Genomic DNA, 20,674 nt, shown 5'->3' on the forward strand with positions numbered 1-20,674 from the left:
AAAATGAAGTAAAAAGCAACCCTAAACTATCAAAAAAACGGCTAACGGCTATTTTGCTACATTGACGGCCCTTGTCTCTCGAATTACGGTAACCTTGACCTGACCGGGATAGGTCATATCGGTCTGGATTTTCTGGGAAATCTCAAACGACAACTGTGCGGCCTTATCATCACTTACCTTTTCACTTTCAACTATTACACGAAGTTCCCTGCCCGCCTGAATGGCATAGGCCTTCTGAACCCCATTAAAGGCAAAGGCAATATCTTCAAGGTCTTTTAACCGTTGTATGTATGAATCGAGCACTTGTCTTCTCGCACCTGGCCTCGCTCCGCTGATCGCATCGCATACCTGTACTATTGGCGATATCAAGGTTTTCATTTCAATTTCATCATGGTGCGCGCCAATGGCATTGCAGACATCTGGTTTTTCACCATATTTTTCTGCCCATTGCATGCCCAAAATGGCGTGAGGGGTTTCTACTTCTGCTTCCGTATTAGGAACTTTTCCGATATCGTGCAATAGACCGGCACGTTTGGCCAACTTCGGGTTCAAGCCGAGTTCCGAAGCCATAACGCCGCAAAGTTTTGCCACTTCACGGGAATGTTGTAAAAGATTCTGTCCGTACGAAGATCGGTACTTCATGCGGCCAACCGCTCTGACCAATTCAGGATGCAGCCCATGTATGCCCAAATCGATGACCGTACGTTTGCCAATCTCGACAATTTCATTTTCAATCTGTTTTTCGGTCTTTTTTACAATTTCTTCGATCCTAGCGGGGTGGATTCTTCCATCAGTCACCAATTTATGCAAAGAAAGCCTTGCCACTTCGCGGCGAACCGAGTCAAAACATGAAAGAATGATGGCCTCGGGGGTGTCGTCAACGACGATCTCAACACCAGTCGCGGCTTCCAAGGCCCTAATATTTCGACCTTCCCGACCTATTATTCTGCCCTTGACATCATCGGATTCCAAATTAAACACCGAGACACAATTCTCCACCGCTTCTTCGGTACCTATGCGCTGAATGGTATTGACCACTATTTTTCGTGCTTCTTGTTGTGCCGTAAGTTTGGCCTCCTCCAAAGTGGACTGAATGTAGGCCATGGCATCGGTCTTGGCGGTTTCCTTCAAAGATTCCAACAATTGGCTCTTTGCATCATCTGCCGACAGACCCGAGATTACCTCCAACTGCTGAACCTGGCTTTTGTGCAGTTTTTCAAGTTCCGCTTGTTTCTTGTCATAGAATTCCGCACGATGTTCGACTTCTTTTATCTTGTTCTCAAGCTGATCGTTCAGTTTTTTGTTCTTTGCCAGTTCATTGCTGACCTGAGATTCTTTATCGCGGGTACGCTTTTCGGCCTCATTGATTTTCTTATCCTTACCGATGATCACTTTTTCATGTTCGGCCTTTAGTTCCAAAAACTTTTCCTTAGCCTGAAAGATCTTATCTTTTTTGATGTTCTCTCCCTCAATTTTGGCATTCTTAAGAATGGCTTCAGATTCTTTTTTGGCATTGGCAAGCGTTTTCGAGGCTTTGCCCTTTTCAAGAAACTTGGCAATGGCGAACCCAATGGCGAGTCCGATTATTGCCGCAATTATCATCATAATACTGTCCATGGTTTGAAAATTAACTGTTAATCTAAAAAGGCAGATGCATCTCAACAAAAATGTTCATCGACGCCCTGGCCGTTTATTGTGTCCACGCCTTTTGGCACGGTACAAAAAAACCCACATTGGAGAAGTTTTGTACAAACTCCATAAAACAGGTTTAGGGCTACAAGACTGATCAAGGATCCTTATACTAGTAAGGCCTGCTTTTACAATCTAAACTCACCCTTTTTAAACAAATTAATGTTGAGTTCGTCAAAAGATATTACCAATGTGGGCAGTAACTATATTTATTTAAAAGAACTTATTTTATGCCAAGCTTCGTGTTGACCAAGCCATCGAGCGCTTTTAAGCGCTCCAGCGCTTCCAAATTGCCCTGAGATTGATCAATGCCTTTTTGCTCTATTTTCGAGGCAAACTGTAGGGCACACATGGCAAGAACGTCTTGCTTATCCCTAACGGCATAGCTCTGCTCGAACTTCTTGGCCAGCTGTTCTATGTTTTTTGCCGCTTTTCGCAACCCCTCTTCTTGACTTGGGTCAATGGTCAGGGGATAAACCCTGTCCGCGATAGAAAGCTTGATTTTGAGCTTTTCCGACATACTATTATAACATCACTCCGAGAGCTGCGATATGCAATGATCCAGCTCTCTGATCAATGTATTGATTTTAAGCTTAGCTTCTGTTTTATTGGTATTACTGCCAAGCATCGAATTGGCGAGTCTTAATGAATTGTACTTTTCTTCCCATTCCGAAACGGTGGTCTTGGTATTGTCTCGATCGTTTCGCAAAGAAATCAGTTCGTTCTCCAGCTTGGTATTGGTTTGGCTGAGCAACTCCATCTTATGCAATAACTTACTGATCTTATTTTCAAGGGAATCAACGATTTTGACCAATTCACTCATACTCTAATTCAATGCTCATCAAACAAAGTTAACATACATCTGACGACTTAGCAATACTTTTCACAATTATTCTCAAGCATACTTTTATCGAAGAAATATCGTTGAATAACATGTACACGATTTTTATGGAACAGAGTTGCACCTATTGCATGCGAATAATTACTTTCGTATCCATTTAAATAGCTATGGTCAGAGCAATCATCTTTTTACTCCTTGCCCCATTTTTTTCTTCGACGGTCTTCGCCCAAGAAAAATATCCTCAAGACACATTCCGGTCTCCCCTTGATATTCCTTTGGTACTGGCCGGTACTTTCGGTGAGCTTAGATCGAACCATTTTCATGGCGGGATCGATATAAAAACACAACAGCGGCAAGGGCTTCCCGTTTATGCCATAGGCGATGGCAGTGTTACGCGCATAAAGGTCTCTTTATGGGGTTACGGCAAGGTGCTCTATGTGGCGCACCCAAACGGTTACACCTCTGTTTATGCACATCTTCAGAAATTTTCCCCTGAGATAGAAGAATACATCAAAAAGGTACAATATCAAAAAAGATCGTATGAGGTCGAGGTATTTCCCGACTATGGCGAGGTCAAGGTCGAAAAAGGCAAGGTCATCGCCTATAGCGGTAATACCGGAGGGTCTTCTGGGCCACACCTACATTTCGAAATACGGAACAGTATCTCGGAAAAACCGACAAATCCCCTGCTATATGGATTGGAAGTGCGAGACGCTACCAATCCAATATTGAACAGACTATATGCTTATCCACTTTCAGAGGATGCCCAAGTCAACCAAAATGCAAACAAGGTCGAGGTCAACTTCACCAAACAAAAAGATGGATCCTTTCTTGCCGACAAAGTAACGGCCATAGGTACGATAGGTTTCGGTTTTGTAGGTTATGACAGACAAGATCTGGCAGCCAATAAGAATGGCGTCTATTCGGTGCGACAATTGGTAAACGGCAAGGAGTACACAAATTATGACTTTGAGAGTTTTTCATACTCAGAGACGCGTTATATCAATACATTGATCGATTTTGACCACTACGCCAAATACCGTTCAAAAATTCAGAAGCTCTTCAAATCGCCCGGTAATCGACTTAGCATTTACAATACGCTTGAAAACGACGGGAAGATCAATATTAAGGAAGGATTATCGTACAATGTAGAGGTTCTCATACAGGATCTTGCCGGAAACACGACCAAGGTGGTCATTCCGGTGGAAGGAAGACAAGCGCAGCTGAAGTCGGAAAGGGCCTCGGAAAAAACCGACACCTATGTGATCGCCAAAAAGCCCAACAATTACGATCTTGGCGGTGCAAAGGTCTATTTTCCCGCAAATACCTTTTATGACGATTTCTATATCGATCTAAAAAAAGGAAAGGATACTGTGACGATTCACCACAACGGGGTGCCGGCCCACAGGAACTTTACCATTACTTTCGATGTTTCAAAATATTCAGAAGAAGATCTTAAGCAGCTTTTTATAGCTCGCCTTGACGATAAGCTAAGGCCCGAATTTGCATCTACCTTTAAAAGGGGAAGCACTTTCACTACTCGAACACGTAACCTGGGCACTTACGCTTTGGCCAAAGATACTGTCGCTCCAAAGGTAAGCACCAAAAACTTTAAGGAAAAACAGTGGCTGAACAATTACAAATATTTGAGCCTTCGTATTTCAGATGACCTTAGCGGTATAGACACCTACTCGGCAACGCTCAATGGTGAATGGATCTTGATGGAATACGAACCCAAGACCAAGACGTTGACCTACAATTTCGACGACAAGATATTGGACAAGAAACAATGCGAACTTAAGGTCGTCGTCACCGACAACGTCGGAAACACTACAACACACATTACTTCTTTTTATAGAAAATAGTACGTGAAATGCGCTAGGTACATTCTTCTATTGCTGCTTTGTGGTCTTGACCTTATAAATGCTCAAACGGCCACGATTACGGGAGTAGTACTGGAAGAAGGAAACAAACCACTTGGCGATGTCAACATTTCTTCGATATCGAACGGCACCTCTACCACATCGGATGGGTTCTACGTACTGTCCATTACCGCCGATCAGGCCACCACAATAACTTTTTCGCACATTGGCCATGAAAACATCGTTCTTGAAAACCTCGTGCTCACCACCAACGAGACCTATGAGTTCAATCCGGTGATGAAAAAGGATACGATACAAGTTGACGGCGTCACCGTTACCCCTACCGGCGAAAAGAGTGTCGATAATATATTGGTGGTTTCACCCAATGTAATCCGTAAAATCCCGGGTGCCAATGCAGGGGTAGAAAACGTTTTGAAGTTACTGCCGGGCGTGGCCTCGAACAACGAGCTAAGCACCCAATACTCGGTAAGGGGAGGCAACTATGACGAGAACTTGGTCTATATCAATGAAATTGAGGTATATAGGCCCTTCTTGATTCGATCGGCCCAACAAGAAGGGTTTAGTTTCGTAAATAGTGACATGGTGCAGAACGTGAAGTTTTCTTCCGGAGGGTTTCAGGCCAAATATGGAGATAAATTGTCGTCGGTATTGGATATCACCTATAAAAATCCGATTGCCCTTGGTATTCAGATGGACCTCAGCTTGTTAGGTGCCAGCGCCGCCATCGAGACCATTTCTAAAAATAAGAACTTTAGCAGCGTTTCGGGGCTGCGCTATAGAAACAACTCGATTTTGGTCAATAGCCAACAGACCAAGGCCAATTTCAATCCTACTTTCGTCGATTTACAAAGCTATCTCACTTTTCGATTTTCGAAAAAACTACATTTCAATTTTTTGGGCAATGTATCGGTAAACGACTATCGTAACGAACCTATCAGTAGACAGACCAATTTTGGTACTCTAACAGACCCTCGGGCATTGATAGTCGACTATGAGGGCAATGAAAAGAACAGATACAATACGGCCCTTGGGGCATTGAAAGCAACATATTTGATCGAGGATAACTTGGCGTTAAAATTAATTTCATCGATTTATCATACGACCGAAGAAGAGCATTCAGACATTATAGCAACTTATGAATTAGGGGAGGTCGACACGAATCTCGACAGTTCAGATCTTGGCGATGCCACTGCATCAAAAGGAATAGGTTCGCAGCGCAACAGGGCCCGAAACAATCTAGATGCACTTATTTTCAACCTTGCCCAAAAAGGCTTTTACACCAAAGATGAAAGTGTACTGGAATGGGGCATAAAATATACCCATGAAGACATTCGAGACGAATTGAGGGAGTCGGAATTCATAGATTCGGCAGGTTTTTCGGTACGTCCCCCAAGGTCCGGGTTCGTGAACGATCAACCCGAAGACCCGTTCAACGCACCCATAGAACCTTATACCGGAATTACCTCACGAAACCTTATCAAAACGAACCGCTTCTCAGGTTTTGCCCAATTTAGCCAAAGACATGACTGGAGCGGAAATGTATTCTATTATAACCTTGGCGCAAGATCTCAATACTGGACAGTGAGCGGAACAAATGTCACCAAAGTATCAAATGTGGTATTCAGCCCAAGAGTGCAATTTGCCCTTAAACCGGATTGGAAAAAAGACATGCTTTTTAGGCTTTCGGGCGGTGTTTACCACCAACCTCCTTTCTATAGGGAATTGCGCGACAGTACGGGAATAGTACGGTCGAATGTCAGGGCACAAAAATCACTTCATATCGTTTACGGAAGCGAATATAGTTTTCTGCTTTGGGGCCGACCGTTTACCATGGTCAATGAGGCCTATTATAAGAACCTTGAGAATGTCAATCCATATACATTGCAAGATGTTCGCATTCGATATGCCGCGAAAAACAATGCATCTGCCTATGTATACGGCGCAGAATTTCGATTGAACGGTGCTTTCGTGCCGGGCACCGAGTCTTGGCTTAGCATAGGTTATTTAAAAACGGAAGAAAACATAAACGAAAGAGGTTACATTTCGAGACCCACCGACCAGCGGTTAAAAGTGGGCATCCTGTTTCAAGATTATATTCCCGATATGCCCAATTTGCGCATGTTTCTCAACCTGCTCTATAGCACCGGTGTGCCGGGCGGGTCTCCAAGCTATGCCGACCCCTACATATTTCAAAACAGATTAAGGGATTATAAACGTGCCGATTTGGGAATTTCCCATATTTTTGTGGGTGGTGAAACGAAATACCCTAAAAAACATTGGCTCGGCAACCTTAAAGAATTAAGTGCAGGTGTCGAGGTCTTTAACCTTTTTAACAACCAGAACTCCATCACCAACACATGGGTGAGGGACGTTGACAGTAAAAATGAGTTCGCCATCCCTAATTTCATGACATCGCGGGTACTGAACCTCCGATTGAAAATGCGCTTTTAAAGTGGGCAAATAAACATACTAATTAGGTGAATTTCAATGAAGATGATTTGATATGCAACGATCTATTCTTACAATATTTTGTTTTTTGGCAATCAACGCGGCAACTGCCCAAAAAAATATTTATGAAAGTGCCAAATTTGATGACCTTAGTGCCGAACATGAAACCTTGGCCATACTTCCATTTTTGACCCATCTTGACCTAAAGGATGAAATCGCCGAAGATGAGCTAAAGACCCTAAAAGAGAAAGAAGGGCTGGCGGTCCAAGATGCCCTGGAAACCTATTTTTCTAAACGTAAAAAAAAGAAGAAATTCTCGGTAGAGTTCCAGAATGTAGATAATACCAATGCCATTCTTGCCCAAAACAATATCTCTTATGAAAACATCGATGTATACACGGTAAAACAATTGAGCGAAATTTTGGGGGTGGACGGAATCATTAGCGGCAATCTACATCTCAACATCTTATTGTCAAAAGGGGTTTCGACAGATTTCAGTTTTATGGATTATTTTTCGGGAGATGCCAACTACGGGCGCATCGGCATAAAGATAAGCGATGCGGTTACCGGAAAGTTACTTTGGAAATACGAAAAGGAAATCAACAAAAAGTCGGGCAAAAACACTGTTGACCTTATCGACCGCATGATGAGATTGGCAACGCGCAAATTTCCGTACGAACGTGAAAGGAAAAGAAACAGAAAAAAAGGCAAGGATTAGCCTGCGACAAATTCCTTTAAGGTATTTATCGTATAGTCGAGCTCTTCTTTTGTGTTATATACCGAAAACGAGAATCTTAACGAAGGTTTTTTAAGGTCTTCTTCAGAAAGTATTTCAGATAGTACGTGCGACCCCGCATCACTTCCCGACTGGCAGGCACTGCCTTTTGAGCATGCGATTCCTTTAATATCCAGATGAAACAACAACATCAACGCTTTTTCCTTGCTTACCGGCAAGCATAAATTGGTCAAGGTATAGGTGCTCTTGTCCAAATCACCTGAAAGACCGTTGAACTTTGCATCGGGAATTTCCCTTTCTATCCCTTCGATAAAATATTTTTTCAGATCCGATACATATTCGATCTCGGCATCAAGGTGCTCATAGGCGGCGACAAATGCTTCTTCAAGGCCAACGATATTATGAAACGCTTCGGTACCTGCGCGATAGCCCCTTTCTTGAGATCCACCCGAAATCATACAACCCATACCCGAATTTTTTCTAATGAACGCAAAACCTATCCCTTTCGGTCCATGAAATTTATGTGCCGCGGCCGTTAGAAAATCGGCGGATGTTTTCTGAACATCCCACTTATAATGCCCGATCGATTGCACCGTATCGGAATGAAAAAGTGCACCATTCTCTTTGCTGAGATTACAAAAAGCGTCAATATCAATCATATTGCCAATTTCATTATTGACATGCATGAGACTGACCAATTTTTTGGAATCGTCTTGCTTCAAAAGTTTTTCGAGATGATCTATTTTAGGGTTTCCATAGACATCAAGATCGACATAGTGTAAGTCGATACCACCTTCCTTTGCCAAGTCCTCGACAGTATGCAGAACCGCATGATGTTCAATTTTGGTCGTTATTATGGTTTTAACGCCGAGATCGCGTACCGCGCATCTGAGTATCATATTGTCGGCCTCGGTACCGCCCGATGTAAAAATTATTTCAGAAGCTTGGGCATTGAGCTCTTTGGCTATTGTTTTTCTTGCGCTTTCGATCGCCGTTCTGGCCGACCTGCCGTAACTATGCGTCGAGGAAGGGTTTCCATAAAAATTTGCCAAGGCATCCTGCATTTTGACAATTACATTTTCCCTGACCTGGGTGGTCGCAGCGTTGTCAAGATATATCTTTTGCATTTAACTTCTGTCTTCGGTTTATAAAGGTTCAAAAATAGGGGATCTTAAGTAAATTTATCCCTAAAAACCGACAAACTTATAGTCTAGATCGCTTACTTTTGAACCATGGGTAAATATATTTTTTGCGGTATTTTGTTTGCGCTTCTTTCTTGTGATGACGGCAACCTGCAGATAGAGACTCTCGATTTTGACAGTATTGCCACGATCAATAATTGTGATGCCATTGAAGCGGACAAAGAGAATGTGCTGTTCAAGATTAATGATGACGAGACCCTTATTCTTACCCTGCCCGCCTCTGCGTTGAAGAATGACACCGTCGGTATTGTAAGTGCTATTCCTTCACAATCAAAGGTAGTTTATCGCCTTTTTTCGGACAAAGTCTCCAAAAACTATTTCTGTGATGCCATACCACCGATAGAACCCACGGTACTCGATGAAATAGAGGCAACAGGAGGTGAAGTGATCATCACGACCACGGCCATTGACACCGTAACCTTTTCGCATAAAATAGAATTACAGGGTATTTCACTTAAAACATCGGATAATTCGCGTATAACCGATCTTACCATAAGTAATTTCGGTACCGTTACCACTTCAGTCGCGCAATGAATTCAGGAGTTTTGATAAATGTATACTTCGGTTGCGCCCGTGCCGTACTTACGATATTCTGCATCGTAATACTTTAGATTTTGGTACCTGCGAAAAAGATAATGGAGTTCTTCACGTAAAACACCTTCTCCTACACCATGAATGAACACCACTTTTTGAATGCGCTTGCGAATGGCAAAATCAAGCTGTCTTTTTGCAGTCTCCAATTGTAGGTCGACCATTTCATGGTTCGTCATTCCTTTTGAAGATTTCACGAGTTGATCAATGTGTAGGTCAACTTCCATTTTCGGGGCATTTCGCTCTTTTGGCTTTACGGCAATGACTTTTTTAGGTCGATCGGCCCGTTTCTCACTTTTGACCTTTGCCACCTCATAATCGGTCACTCGCAGTTTATCATATTTCGGCACCGCCATTAGTTCACGTTCGGGGAATTGAAGCAAAAACCCATCTTCACTTTCAATGGTGACCATATCGGCCACAACCGACCTAACCACACCTTTAATGGCTTCATCAACACCTTCGACCCTATCACCCACTTTAAAAACAGACATGATAATGTTTTGATTCTTTAAAATTAATGGTAATTTGTACAGCATAAAAGTGCATGAATGAAAATAACATTGATCGCCTCTTACCTGCGTCTGGAAGAGTACATGCTGCCATGCTTTAGCAAACAAATATTGGGGTTTGATTGTCCTGGCTGTGGATTGCAGCGTGCAATACTTTTTCTTTCGAAGGGAGATTTTCTTATGGCATTCAAAATGTACCCGGCCATTTATCCGATAATGTTGTTATTTGCATTTTTGGCTATGAACAAATTCTTTACCTTCAAATATGGGAACCAAGTCATTAGTTCGTTAATGATACTGAGCGTGGCCACGATTTTGATCAACTATGTTTTGAAATTCATCTAACTAAACTTTTTATGGAACAACAGAAATTACCTAACATCACTATTGCCATTGTACTGTCCATTCTCGGATTTATTTGTTGCTGTATTGCTGGTATTCCGGCGATACTTTTGGGGGGCATTGCATTGTTTCTTTTAAGGAATGACGAAAACAAATACAAGCTCGATCCTGAAGGCTACTCCAATTTTAGCCAACTGAAAACGGCGAAGATCATAGCTTGGATAGTTCTTGCAATAGGCATTCTCTATTTGGTAATGACCATTTACAATATTCAACAGATGGGAGGTTGGGATGCTTATATAGAAAAAGCGATGGAAATGAGTGAACAATGGCAAAATCAGTAATATGGACCAACAACAACTACCCGGGGCCGGTACGGCCTTGACTATGGGCATAGTCTCGATAGTGACCTCGATATTCTGCTGTGGGCCCTTTGCAGCAATCTTTAGCATAATCGGGCTGAGCAATGCCAAAAGTGCCGAAAAATTGTACCAACAAAATCCTGACGGCTATACCGGGTACGAGAATGCGAAAACCGGAAAGACACTTTCTTATATTGGTCTGGCCATTTCGATAATCATGTTGGTCTTGGGCATTATCTATTTTGGGGTAATCATCGCATTGATAACTTCAGGAGAGTTCAATATTGATTAAGTTAAGCGGCAAAAAGAAAAATCCCCGACTGATTGTCGGGGATTTTTTTTATTAGCTGAATCTGGCAAGCGTTTTCGTAATAATGGATATACAATCCATCAATTGCGATTCGTTCATTACCAAGGGCGGTGCAAATCTAATGATGTTTCCGTGTGTTGGCTTGGCCAACAATCCATTTTCCTTTAGAGCCATGCATATATCCCATGCCGTCGAACTATCTTCGGTATCATTGATCAAAATCGCATTGAGCAGTCCTTTCCCCCGAATCGACTTGACGATTTCACAACCTTCAATAAATTTGCCCATTTCTTTCCTGAAAATTTCTCCGAGCTCTTTCGCATTTTCTGCCAAACCTTCTTCTTTCACGACCTCAAGAGCGGCCATGGCCACAGCACAGGCAATCGGATTGCCTCCGAAAGTACTGCCATGATTTCCAGGGCGGATAACACCCATTACTTCATCGTTCGCCAAAACTGCCGATACGGGAAAAACCCCTCCTGACAAGGCTTTGCCCAAAATTAAAATATCGGGGCGTATGTTTTCATGGTCAACGGCCAGCATACGCCCGGTTCTGGCGATACCGGTTTGAACTTCATCGGCAATGAACAATACATTATGCTTTTCACACAATTCTTTCGCAGCCCTCAGGTAACCCTCTGAGGGAACATAAACCCCGGCTTCGCCTTGAATGGGCTCGACCAAAAAACCACCAACGTTAGCATTGTTTTCCAAGGCGTCTTTCAATGCCCCAAGATTATCATATTCTATTTTGACGAAACCTTTGGTGAAGGGACCAAAATTTTTGCGCGCAACCGGGTCATTTGAAAACGATATGATCGTGGTCGTACGACCATGAAAATTATTCTCGCATACGATGATCTGTGCCTCGTTCTCATCGATTCCTTTTTTCTCATAGGCCCATTTACGACAAATTTTCAAGGCCGTTTCAACGGCTTCGGCGCCGGTATTCATAGGCAGGAGTTTGTCAAAACCGAACGTCTCGGCAGCGTACTTTTCGTACCGGCCCAATAAATCATTGTGAAACGCCCTTGAGGTCAAGGTCAGCCTCTGGGCCTGTTCAATCAACGCCCCAATGATTTTTGGGTGACAATGCCCTTGGTTAATGGCCGAATAAGCTGAGAGAAAATCATAATACTTTTTCCCCTCGACATCCCAAACGAAAACACCTTCGCCCTTTTGCAATACTACCGGCAGGGGATGGTAATTGTGCGCCCCATACCTATCTTCCAATGCAATCGCATCTTCAGAAGTCATTCGTTCTAAAACTGACATGATTATAAATTACTTTAAATAAAACTTCAGTAATTCCTTCTATACCTTTTTCCTTTCGAAGATTCGAAAATTCAGCGTAGGAGAGAAATCATCCTTTGTAGAGCCGCTAAATTACAAATTATCTACAGGATAATAAAAAACTTCGAAGGAATACGAAAAAATACGATGATGGTTTAGAAGCTATAGGTCTTACTAAAAAACACCCTATTTTTGCGCCATGCGAAAACAAAAAAGAAGGCAGATTTTCGAGAATGTTGAAATCGTCGATGCCGGAGCCAAGGGAAAGACCATTGGCAAAGCCCCTGATGGCAGGGTTGTTTTTTTGACCAACGCCGTACCCGGCGATGTGGTCGATGTACAGACGACAAAAAAAAGAAAAGCCTATTTTGAAGGCGAAGCGATTACGTTCCATACACTTTCCGACAAGCGGGTATCACCTGAGTGCAAACATTTTGGTGTTTGTGGTGGATGCAAATGGCAAGCCATGGGTTATGAGCACCAACTCTTCTACAAGCAAAAAGAAGTGGAAAACAACCTTAGGCGCATAGGACACTTAGACCTTCCCGAAATAAGTCCCATCATCGGTTCGCAAAAACGATATTTCTATCGCAATAAAATGGAGTTTTCTTTTTCGGATAGCCGTTGGTTGACTTTGGAAGAAATTCAATCAGGTAAGGAAATAAAAAACAAGAACGCTCTAGGTTTCCATATTCCTGGAATGTGGGACAAGATTTTGGACATTGAAAAATGCCATCTGCAAGAGGATCCATCAAATGCCATACGATTGGCGACCAAAGAATTTGCGATCCAAAACGATATTTCGTTCTTCAACCCCAGAAACCAAAACGGTATGCTCCGCACCATGATGATACGTACTTCCTCAACAGGGGAAATCATGGTATTGATACAGTTTTTCGAAGATGTTGGCTCGAAAAGAAATTTACTTCTAGACCATTTGGCAAAGTCATTTCCAGAGATTACCTCGCTCTTGTTTGTCATAAACCGAAAACAGAACGATACGATTTATGACCAAGAGATCGTTTGCCACGCTGGTCGTGACCACATTTTTGAGGAAATGGAGGGCCTGCGGTTCAAGATAAACGCCAAGTCTTTCTATCAGACCAATTCAGAGCAGGCCTATGAACTCTACAAGGTGACCCGTGAACTTGCGGGACTCACAGGAAATGAACTGGTCTATGACCTATACACCGGTACCGGGACCATTGCACAATTTATTGCCAAAAAAGCGAAAAAGGTAATCGGTATCGAGTCGGTTCTGGAGGCTATTGAAGATGCCAAGGCAAATGCCATTCAAAACAATATCAATAATGTTCATTTTTACGTCGGTGATATGAAAACCGTATTAAACGAGGATTTTGTAAACGAGAATGGCAAGCCCGACATTGTTATCACCGACCCCCCAAGGGACGGAATGCACAAAGAGGTGGTACAACAATTGCTCAATATCGCACCTAAAAAAATAGTTTATGTGAGTTGTAATAGTGCGACCCAAGCAAGAGATCTTGAAATGATGAAAAATCGTTATTCTATTGTTAAAGTGCAGCCCGTGGATATGTTTCCCCAAACCTATCACGTTGAAAATGTCGTACTTTTGGAGAAGTTGTAATACCATGCGCATAATCAAGTTCGTATTTTTTTTCTTACTGATCGGCCCTATATTCTTGGCCTGTGAAAAAGACGATATCTGTGTAGATGCCGATACGCCTTTTTTGGTCATTCGTTTTTATGATTTCGAGAATCAAACGGAGTTCAAGTCGGTACCCGCTCTCCGGGTTTTGGGAGTAGGAAATGGTACTCCCGTGAATACCTTTGCCGATCGATCGGCCTTGGACAGCATCGCAATACCCTTGAAAGTCGATGATACCAATTCCGCCTTTAACCTTATCGCGAACTCGGCCGATGACGAAAATGATGTGGAAACCGGAAATATTGACAATCTTACTTTAACATACACCACAAAAAAGGATTTTAGATCACGTGCTTGTGGCTATACCGTGACCTTCGAAGATTTGGCACATAACTTGGAAACGGATGCCGACAATTGGATAAAACAAATAGTAATCGACACTACGGTAGTGGCAAATTCAGCTTCGGCACATGTTAAGATATACCACTAACATACTTATATTTTTTGTTGTTTTCACTGGTTTTTCACAAAGTAAACCTATTGACACCAGCCCAATGGATACCGTGGTCTATGAACAAAAATATGGACTTCGGGTCGGAATAGACCTTAGTCGGCCATTGGTTTCATTTTTACAGGATAACTACACCGGACTCGAATTTGCGGGCGATTACCGATTGACTCAAAAGTTGTATGCAGCGGCCGAATTAGGCACTGAAAAAAAAACGAAACAAGAAGATCTTTATAATTTCACGACTTCGGGCAGTTACTTAAAATTAGGAGTCGACTACAACACCTATGCGAACTGGTATGGCGAACAGAACTCTATTTTTATCGGCGGGCGTTATGCCTTTAGCACCTATGGCCAAACATTGAACAATTATCAGATTTTTGGCTCGAACCGCTATTGGCATCCCGATAGTTTTGCCCCGGGTTCTGATGTTGCCCAAGAATTTAAGGGCAGAAATGCTTCATGGCTCGAATTCGTTGTCGGCACAAAAGTAGAATTGTTCGCGAACATTTATATGGGTGGCAGTGTCAGACTTGGCTTTTTGTTCACCGACCCCGATAAGGAAGGAACCTTTCCTGACCTGTTCATCCCCGGGTTTAACAAAGTTACGGACGGCAGTCGATTCGGGGTGGGATACAACTATTCCTTGACATACTTTATTCCCCTTTACAAAAAGGCAAAAAAACCTAAAATAGAACCTGGGGAAAACACCGAAGAATAAAATGGGTATTGATTTAGGCCCTAGGTACTGCAAAGAATCCGTTTACTTAAAGCCCTGGTTCTTTACGAAGTATTAAATATGGAAGAATCTACACCTTTTTTTGATATTTGGCCTTTTTACTTCCCTCGTACATTACATATTTTACCAACCGTGATTCAAGATGGCTATTGAAAACCTTTATTTTTCTAGAGGGCTTCAAACCTACAAATTTAAGGGCTTCAAGATTAGAGGTAATGAACCAGGCATTGGTTCCCGGGTATCGTTGTTTTAAAGTGTCACCTATCGAAGCATAGAAATCTTCCATATCAAGATTCAAACGTTCTCCATACGGAGGATTGAAAACCATATGCAACGGTCCTTCCGTAAATTTTGAAGTATCAAAGAAATTCTTACGCTCGATGGTTATATAATCGGAAAGGTTCGCGTTTTCGATATTTTCTTTGGCCTTGCGAACCGCGGATGGAGCTTTGTCGTAACCGACAATTTTATATCTGAATTCCCGTGCTTTTTTCAAACTACTTTCAACGATCTTTTCAAAAAGCGGTTCATCAAAATCGTTCCATTTCTCAAAGGCAAATTCCTTGCGGTTGATGTTCGCTGGAATATTGCATGCGATCATTGCCGCTTCGGTGAGCAAGGTGCCACTGCCGCACATGGGATCCAAAAAATCACATTGGCCATCCCAACCGCTTAACAACAAAAGTCCAGCTGCCAATACCTCATTTATAGGGGCGATGTTGGTCGCTATGCGATAGCCTCGATGGTGCAAAGACCTTCCTGAGCTATCCAAGGAAACATTACAATGATTCTTTTGAATATGGATGTTGATACGTACATCGGGAAACTTCACATCGACGTTCGGTCGTTTTCCTTGCGTATCCCTAAACTTGTCGACAATCGCATCCTTTACCTTTTGTGAAACATACAGCGAATGCGAAAAGTTATCGGAATTAACGGTCGCATCTATCGAAAAAGTGGTGTCGACAGAAAGGTAATCCGTCCAATCAAAGGCATATATTCTTTTATAGAGTTCGTTTTCATTGTGAACCGAAAAAGAGTGGATCGGCTTGATTATCTTAACGGCCGTGCGAAGACAGAGATTGGCTTTGTACATAAAACCCGTGTCACCCTCGAAAGCAACGTTGCGTACACCTACTATGACATTACCGGCCCCAAGGTTACGAAGTTCATTTGCCAGCACTTCTTCAAAACCGAAGAGTGTCTTCGCCACCATTTTAAAATTATTGTTCATCGCGTTAATTAACCGGGTGACAAAAATACAGTATTTTTAGGCCTCTTGAACGAATCTAAGATTCAAGGTAAAAAGATTTCATAGCCAATGACCTATCTACTTCTTACGCTTGCCGTACTGCTTAGTTTCGGTTTCGTTTATTTTGCAAAGCCTAAAAGCAAGGAAAACTTTAAACTTTTATTGGCATTCAGTGGAGCATTCTTATTGGCCTTGACCCTATTTGAGCTCTTTCCTTCAGTTTACCATGAATCTAATTCGAAAACTATCGGATTTTTCATAATGTCGGGTATTCTGCTACAGATAATCTTGGAATTCTTCTCGAAGGGTGCCGAACATGGTCACGTTCACCTCGATAGCGATAAATCCGATTTTCCTTGGTTATTGTTTTTCAGTCTTTCATTGCATTCATTGTTGGAAGGGCTTCCTATAGAGGAACATGGTACTATTCTATATGGTATTCTTATCCACAAAATACCGATTTCGATTATCTTGAGCATCTTTCTTTTAAACTCTAAGATTACATTGCAAAAAGCCGTGTTCTTCATTGTATTATTTGCTATAATGACACCTTTGGGCAATTATTTTGCCACTAATTTTTCATTTGTCATGGACTATCATATACAAGTCACGGCTTTGGTGATCGGTGTATTTCTCCATATTTCGACGGTAATACTTTTTGAAAGTTCAGAAGGACATACATTCAATCTCAGAAAGTTGGTAGCAATCGTTCTGGGAATCGGTATTGCCTATTTACTATGACCATTAGGAGGTTTCAGACCACTTCGCAATAGATAAATAGCCAATGGCACAGGGCGCCGGCCAAAACAAAAAGATGCCAAATGAAATGATTGTATTGAATACGCTGAAAGGCATAAAAGAATATACCCAAGGTATAAAAAATACCGCCTAAGAACAATAGCCAAATGCCCCGGTAGGAAGTATAATTCATAAGGTTATCAAAATCAAGAACAATCAACCAACCCATTGCCACGTATAACAATAGCGATACGAACTCCAATTTTCCGGTATAGAACAGCTTAAAAAATGTTCCTGCAATGGCAATTGACCACACAATGTAGAATATAGTCCATCCATTGCCGTAATATAAGGTAATCAAGGCGACGGGCGTGTACGTACCAGCGATCAAAAAGTAGATGTTGATATGGTCGACTATTCGTAATACCCGCTTTGTTTTCGGGTTTTTGGTGGCGTGATAAGCACTGGACACAAAGAACATCGTGATCAAAGTGAAGCTGTACACTAAAACACCAAAAGTCGCAAAGTTGGTTTTTTCTGAATTTTTGGACAATAAAGCAAACATTCCGACTACGGCAAAGAATGCCCCCAAACCATGCGAGGCACTGTTCAATTTTTCCTCTCTTCGTTGCAGGAATTGTTTTTTGATGCCGAGTTTAGAACTCAAGATTATTTATAGCGTTTACCGTGTTTAATTACCATATCGACATCCTGCAGTAAACTGATATAACGTAGTACATCACCATCAACGGCTATGATATCGGCGTACTTTCCAGGGGTAACGGTACCGACTTCATCGGCCACCCCCATCCAGAGAGCGGGCCAATAGGTCGCTCCCCTGATGGCGTACATTGGGTCTATGCCAAATTCATTGACCCAAACATCCAATTCGTTCCAAGTTGATTGACTGTGAAATTTCATCGGAATACCGCTGTCGGTACCGATCATCAAAACAACGCCTGCGTCCAAAAGTTGTTTGATTTTGGTTTCCAAAGTCGGTTTTCTGGAAGGTGTCAATTGAAAATATGGAAGTCTATCAGGATGCGCAATACTATTCTTGATGTCGGTAATAACGCTATCGGGCAACCCAAGATGCCAGGAAGTATTGTCAAGCTTTTCTCGATTATCACGCACATATTCATAATTATACAGCCCTTCAACGGTTGGGCACCAAAAAAGCGGACCTTGGCTCATATCTGCCGTGCGTTCCTTGATCATCTCAATTACATCGTCAGGATATCTTGGGGCGGAAGAAAGCCCCGTATGTTCAAAACAGTCAACACTTACCTCTAAACCTGTACGGATTTCCTCTGGGCGATGGCTGTGGGCGACGACTTTCAAACCATTTTTATGCGCCTCATCGACGACCGCCTTAAATTCTTCTATGGTCATTTGATCTTGGTCAACGATCTTGATGCAGTCGACCCCGGCATCGGCCAACTTTCTGATTTTCTTTCTACCATCTTCGGCCCCATTGACCCCCCAGCGGAAATCTTCTGTTCCGGGATAGGGTTTCTTTTGTATGAAAGGACCCGATACATACAAAGTTGTCCCAGGTATTTCCCCATTGTTGATTGCATCCCTGACGGCAATACTTTCTTCCAATGGACCTCCCAAATCGCGTGCGCTGGTAACACCTGCCATCAAAAGTTGATGGGCCGATGCTGGCATAATGACATCCTTGAAAAGAGGCGGATAGGTTTTGTCCCAATAGGTATAGTCGGCGTGCCCGTTTATCATGGTATGTACATGCATATCCCACAGTCCTGGAAGAACCGTCATTCCTTCCGTGGAAATTACTTCTGCATTTTCCGGAATCTGGGTATTGTCCATAGTCCCGACCTCCTTGATTTTTTCACCTTCTATGATAACAACGCTGTTCTTTATGGGGTCAGACCCATAACCGTCTATTAATGTTCCACCCACAAGGGCTTTGATCTCGTTTTCTTGGGAAACAATCTCCGCTATTGATAAAAACATGAACAATACCAATAAATATCCTTTCATACTAAACGTTTTTTGATGAAACAGTCAGACAATTTCTATTGATCGGGAAAATACCAAAATGGGATGGTAATAATTGTTCGAAGGTAAACACTGTCACGTCGATGGTCTTTGCGTTGAACTTTAAGCACATGTTTACCTCTCGCTATATTCGTCATATCTAAAAAGGTTTCAAAACCCAATTGTTTCCTAGAATTTTGAGTCAAGACAAAATCAGGCTTGAAAGCAGTGCTATCGACCCTAATGGTATACATGTCTTTGATTGTTGCCAAATAGTCGTCCAATAAATCGCTTCGCTTTGACCAATCCACTGTTCCTGACGAAAATGTTGAATAAATGCCGCGATGGTCCTCCTCGGGCCTTAGTTCTTTATTAAAATAAAAGACGTCATCTTCAACGCTACGACCGTAAACGACGAAAACATTTAAAAATGTTGAGCGAATTACTTTTGAAGGTATTGATGCCCTATCGGCAAAAGAAGCATTTTTTTTAATCAAATCATCAAAATTGTCCGGGTTTGCCGTATATGAGTTCGAATTCATTTCCTTATTCAAATAATTGGAAGTACTGAACCCTGTATTTGCCAATACGGTAATCCCCAAATACAAGGGCACTATCAAAAGACTTAAACGTCTACCAAATTTAGTGTCCAAGAAATTATAAACCATTGGCCTGTAAAGAAATGAAAAGGTCAAATACTTGAATACAGAATAGGTCGGGTAGTAAAAGATGGTTGTCCACTTCTTTTTTTTCAACCATCCTTGGGTTACAAAATCAATGAAGGTCAATATGCAGCCAATTCCCATCAAAACTATAAGTGGAATTATTACCCAATAACGAACCCAATCAGGGGTATTATCGTGATCAAGCCAAAGGCCAAAAAGCGTAAATACGAATGATATCGCCAATAATCCCAACAAATAAAAGACCAATAAGAATGTTACCGCAAAAATAATACTGCAGTACTTTTCAAGAGTCGCGACATAATTATCAAAAGAACCAACCCTTTTCAATAAATGTTTTTTGAATTTGGGGCTATACTTAAGCGCATTATATTCAATATCTCCCGATACATATCGTAATCCGATGGCCCCAATCCATAAACCCCTTAATATTACGTGTGCAATTAGATTAATCGTCAAGATATACCAAGAAACCTTTAGACCTTGTGCCAAGAAGGTTTTATATATATTTTGGTCATTCTGGGCCTCTAGGTTGGCAGCTTCAATTGGATCGATTATCATGAAGAGCCCATAGATGGCAAAGCCGGATATAATCAGTTCCAGCTGCCAACTTTCTTGTTGGAGAATATCAAGCCATTTTTTGAATTTATCATCTTTGGGATCATTGCTCATATTTAGCTTGATTTGGTTTTCATAAATATAATCGAAAAATTTTTTTTGAAGACAGTTGGCAACCAAGGGACACGACAATTTACATTTGAAGAAGCCGAAAGATTATTCTTTAGCAATTGCCTCCCTAAACATCGGAGGAAAAGAAAACAAAAAAGCCCCTTACAGTTATGTAAGGGGCTTCGAGGAAGGCGGCGACCTACTCTCCCACCTGGTGTGGCAGTACCATCGGCGCTGACGGG

General features: G+C 42.0%; 21 protein-coding genes and 1 other RNA gene. 11 read left to right on the forward strand and 11 right to left on the reverse strand.

The genetic code is table 11. The features are described from left to right. Window positions 1–48 precede the first annotated feature (48 nt). From rny to ACEZ3G_RS16835, 4 genes are all read right to left on the reverse strand, one after another. Window positions 49–1,617, reverse strand: coding sequence for a ribonuclease Y (rny, locus tag ACEZ3G_RS16820; protein ID WP_432426692.1), 1,569 nt, complete (start codon window positions 1,615–1,617; stop codon window positions 49–51). A 133-nt stretch (window positions 1,618–1,750) separates the two neighbouring features. Further along, window positions 1,751–1,860: non-coding RNA, 6S RNA (ssrS, locus tag ACEZ3G_RS16825), on the reverse strand. A 52-nt stretch (window positions 1,861–1,912) separates the two neighbouring features. Then, on the reverse strand, window positions 1,913–2,209 hold the full coding sequence (locus ACEZ3G_RS16830) for a cell division protein ZapA (RefSeq protein WP_432426693.1): 297 nt from the start codon (window positions 2,207–2,209) through the stop codon (window positions 1,913–1,915). 12 nt (window positions 2,210–2,221) lie between these two features. Next, window positions 2,222–2,512, reverse strand: a complete 291-nt coding sequence (locus tag ACEZ3G_RS16835; protein WP_432426694.1) for a hypothetical protein — start codon at window positions 2,510–2,512, stop codon at window positions 2,222–2,224. A gap of 185 nt (window positions 2,513–2,697) precedes the next feature. Between ACEZ3G_RS16835 and ACEZ3G_RS16840 the strand changes: the two genes are divergently transcribed. From ACEZ3G_RS16840 to ACEZ3G_RS16850, 3 genes are read left to right on the forward strand one after another with little or no spacing between them, the layout of a single operon-like run. After that, on the forward strand, window positions 2,698–4,395 hold the full coding sequence (locus ACEZ3G_RS16840) for a M23 family metallopeptidase (RefSeq protein ID WP_432426695.1): 1,698 nt from the start codon (window positions 2,698–2,700) through the stop codon (window positions 4,393–4,395). Window positions 4,396–4,398: 3 nt separating this feature from the next. Continuing rightward, window positions 4,399–6,864: a TonB-dependent receptor gene (locus tag ACEZ3G_RS16845; RefSeq protein ID WP_432426696.1), complete on the forward strand. Its 2,466-nt coding sequence runs from the start codon at window positions 4,399–4,401 to the stop codon at window positions 6,862–6,864. Between the two features lie 52 nt (window positions 6,865–6,916). Beyond that, the gene (locus ACEZ3G_RS16850) at window positions 6,917–7,579 is read left to right on the forward strand and encodes a hypothetical protein (protein ID WP_432426697.1); all 663 of its coding nucleotides are present in this window, start codon (window positions 6,917–6,919) and stop codon (window positions 7,577–7,579) included. Here ACEZ3G_RS16850 and ACEZ3G_RS16855 read toward each other — a convergent pair. Further along, window positions 7,576–8,724, reverse strand: a complete 1,149-nt coding sequence (locus ACEZ3G_RS16855; RefSeq protein ID WP_432426698.1) for a cysteine desulfurase family protein — start codon at window positions 8,722–8,724, stop codon at window positions 7,576–7,578. The two genes, ACEZ3G_RS16850 and ACEZ3G_RS16855, sit on opposite strands and share 4 nt — an antisense overlap. A gap of 105 nt (window positions 8,725–8,829) precedes the next feature. Between ACEZ3G_RS16855 and ACEZ3G_RS16860 the strand changes: the two genes are divergently transcribed. Continuing rightward, a complete protein-coding gene (locus ACEZ3G_RS16860) occupies window positions 8,830–9,333 on the forward strand; it encodes a hypothetical protein (protein WP_432426699.1) in 504 nt (167 codons plus the stop codon). 2 nt (window positions 9,334–9,335) lie between these two features. Here the strand turns inward: ACEZ3G_RS16860 and ACEZ3G_RS16865 are convergent, their stop codons facing one another. Next, the gene (locus ACEZ3G_RS16865; RefSeq protein ID WP_432426700.1) at window positions 9,336–9,884 is read right to left on the reverse strand and encodes a Smr/MutS family protein; all 549 of its coding nucleotides are present in this window, start codon (window positions 9,882–9,884) and stop codon (window positions 9,336–9,338) included. A gap of 57 nt (window positions 9,885–9,941) precedes the next feature. Here ACEZ3G_RS16865 and ACEZ3G_RS16870 point away from each other — a divergent pair, with 57 nt between their 5' ends. From ACEZ3G_RS16870 to ACEZ3G_RS16880, 3 genes are read left to right on the forward strand one after another with little or no spacing between them, the layout of a single operon-like run. Continuing rightward, window positions 9,942–10,247 carry a DUF2752 domain-containing protein gene (locus ACEZ3G_RS16870; RefSeq protein ID WP_432426701.1) on the forward strand — a complete coding sequence of 102 codons (306 nt, stop codon included), beginning with the start codon at window positions 9,942–9,944 and terminating at the stop codon, window positions 10,245–10,247. Window positions 10,248–10,258: 11 nt separating this feature from the next. Next, a complete protein-coding gene (locus ACEZ3G_RS16875) occupies window positions 10,259–10,588 on the forward strand; it encodes a CCC motif membrane protein (protein WP_432426702.1) in 330 nt (109 codons plus the stop codon). Window position 10,589: 1 nt separating this feature from the next. Next, the gene (locus tag ACEZ3G_RS16880; protein WP_432426703.1) at window positions 10,590–10,898 is read left to right on the forward strand and encodes a CCC motif membrane protein; all 309 of its coding nucleotides are present in this window, start codon (window positions 10,590–10,592) and stop codon (window positions 10,896–10,898) included. A 51-nt stretch (window positions 10,899–10,949) separates the two neighbouring features. On the opposite strand, the gene rocD is transcribed toward ACEZ3G_RS16880, so the two are convergent. Next, window positions 10,950–12,191 carry an ornithine--oxo-acid transaminase gene (gene rocD, locus ACEZ3G_RS16885; protein ID WP_432426704.1) on the reverse strand — a complete coding sequence of 414 codons (1,242 nt, stop codon included), beginning with the start codon at window positions 12,189–12,191 and terminating at the stop codon, window positions 10,950–10,952. Between the two features lie 217 nt (window positions 12,192–12,408). On the opposite strand from rocD, the gene rlmD reads away from it, so the two are divergent. Genes rlmD through ACEZ3G_RS16900 form a run of 3 tightly spaced genes read left to right on the forward strand, consistent with a single transcriptional unit; the run spans window position 12,409 to window position 15,068 of the window. Then, on the forward strand, window positions 12,409–13,818 hold the full coding sequence (rlmD, locus tag ACEZ3G_RS16890; protein ID WP_432426705.1) for a 23S rRNA (uracil(1939)-C(5))-methyltransferase RlmD: 1,410 nt from the start codon (window positions 12,409–12,411) through the stop codon (window positions 13,816–13,818). A 4-nt stretch (window positions 13,819–13,822) separates the two neighbouring features. After that, window positions 13,823–14,329, forward strand: coding sequence for a DUF6452 family protein (locus ACEZ3G_RS16895; RefSeq protein ID WP_432426706.1), 507 nt, complete (start codon window positions 13,823–13,825; stop codon window positions 14,327–14,329). After that, window positions 14,310–15,068, forward strand: coding sequence for a DUF6048 family protein (locus tag ACEZ3G_RS16900; protein ID WP_432426707.1), 759 nt, complete (start codon window positions 14,310–14,312; stop codon window positions 15,066–15,068). Before ACEZ3G_RS16895 ends, ACEZ3G_RS16900 begins: the two co-directional genes overlap by 20 nt. An 88-nt stretch (window positions 15,069–15,156) precedes the next feature. Here ACEZ3G_RS16900 and ACEZ3G_RS16905 read toward each other — a convergent pair whose 3' ends face one another. Next, window positions 15,157–16,320, reverse strand: a complete 1,164-nt coding sequence (locus tag ACEZ3G_RS16905; RefSeq protein ID WP_432426708.1) for a THUMP domain-containing class I SAM-dependent RNA methyltransferase — start codon at window positions 16,318–16,320, stop codon at window positions 15,157–15,159. A gap of 87 nt (window positions 16,321–16,407) precedes the next feature. Between ACEZ3G_RS16905 and ACEZ3G_RS16910 the strand changes: the two genes are divergently transcribed. Next, window positions 16,408–17,079, forward strand: a complete 672-nt coding sequence (locus ACEZ3G_RS16910) for a ZIP family metal transporter (protein ID WP_432426709.1) — start codon at window positions 16,408–16,410, stop codon at window positions 17,077–17,079. Between the two features lie 13 nt (window positions 17,080–17,092). Here ACEZ3G_RS16910 and trhA read toward each other — a convergent pair whose 3' ends face one another. The 3 genes from trhA to ACEZ3G_RS16925 are packed head-to-tail and all read right to left on the reverse strand — an operon-like array spanning window position 17,093 to window position 20,435. Beyond that, on the reverse strand, window positions 17,093–17,743 hold the full coding sequence (gene trhA, locus ACEZ3G_RS16915) for a PAQR family membrane homeostasis protein TrhA (RefSeq protein ID WP_432426710.1): 651 nt from the start codon (window positions 17,741–17,743) through the stop codon (window positions 17,093–17,095). A gap of 2 nt (window positions 17,744–17,745) precedes the next feature. Continuing rightward, a complete protein-coding gene (locus tag ACEZ3G_RS16920) occupies window positions 17,746–19,083 on the reverse strand; it encodes an amidohydrolase family protein (protein ID WP_432426711.1) in 1,338 nt (445 codons plus the stop codon). Window positions 19,084–19,118: 35 nt separating this feature from the next. Further along, a complete protein-coding gene (locus ACEZ3G_RS16925) occupies window positions 19,119–20,435 on the reverse strand; it encodes a hypothetical protein (protein WP_432426712.1) in 1,317 nt (438 codons plus the stop codon). Window positions 20,436–20,674: the final 239 nt, after the last annotated feature.

Source organism: Meishania litoralis, from assembly GCF_042611095.1.
Classification (GTDB): Bacteria; Bacteroidota; Bacteroidia; order Flavobacteriales; family Flavobacteriaceae; genus Meishania; species Meishania litoralis.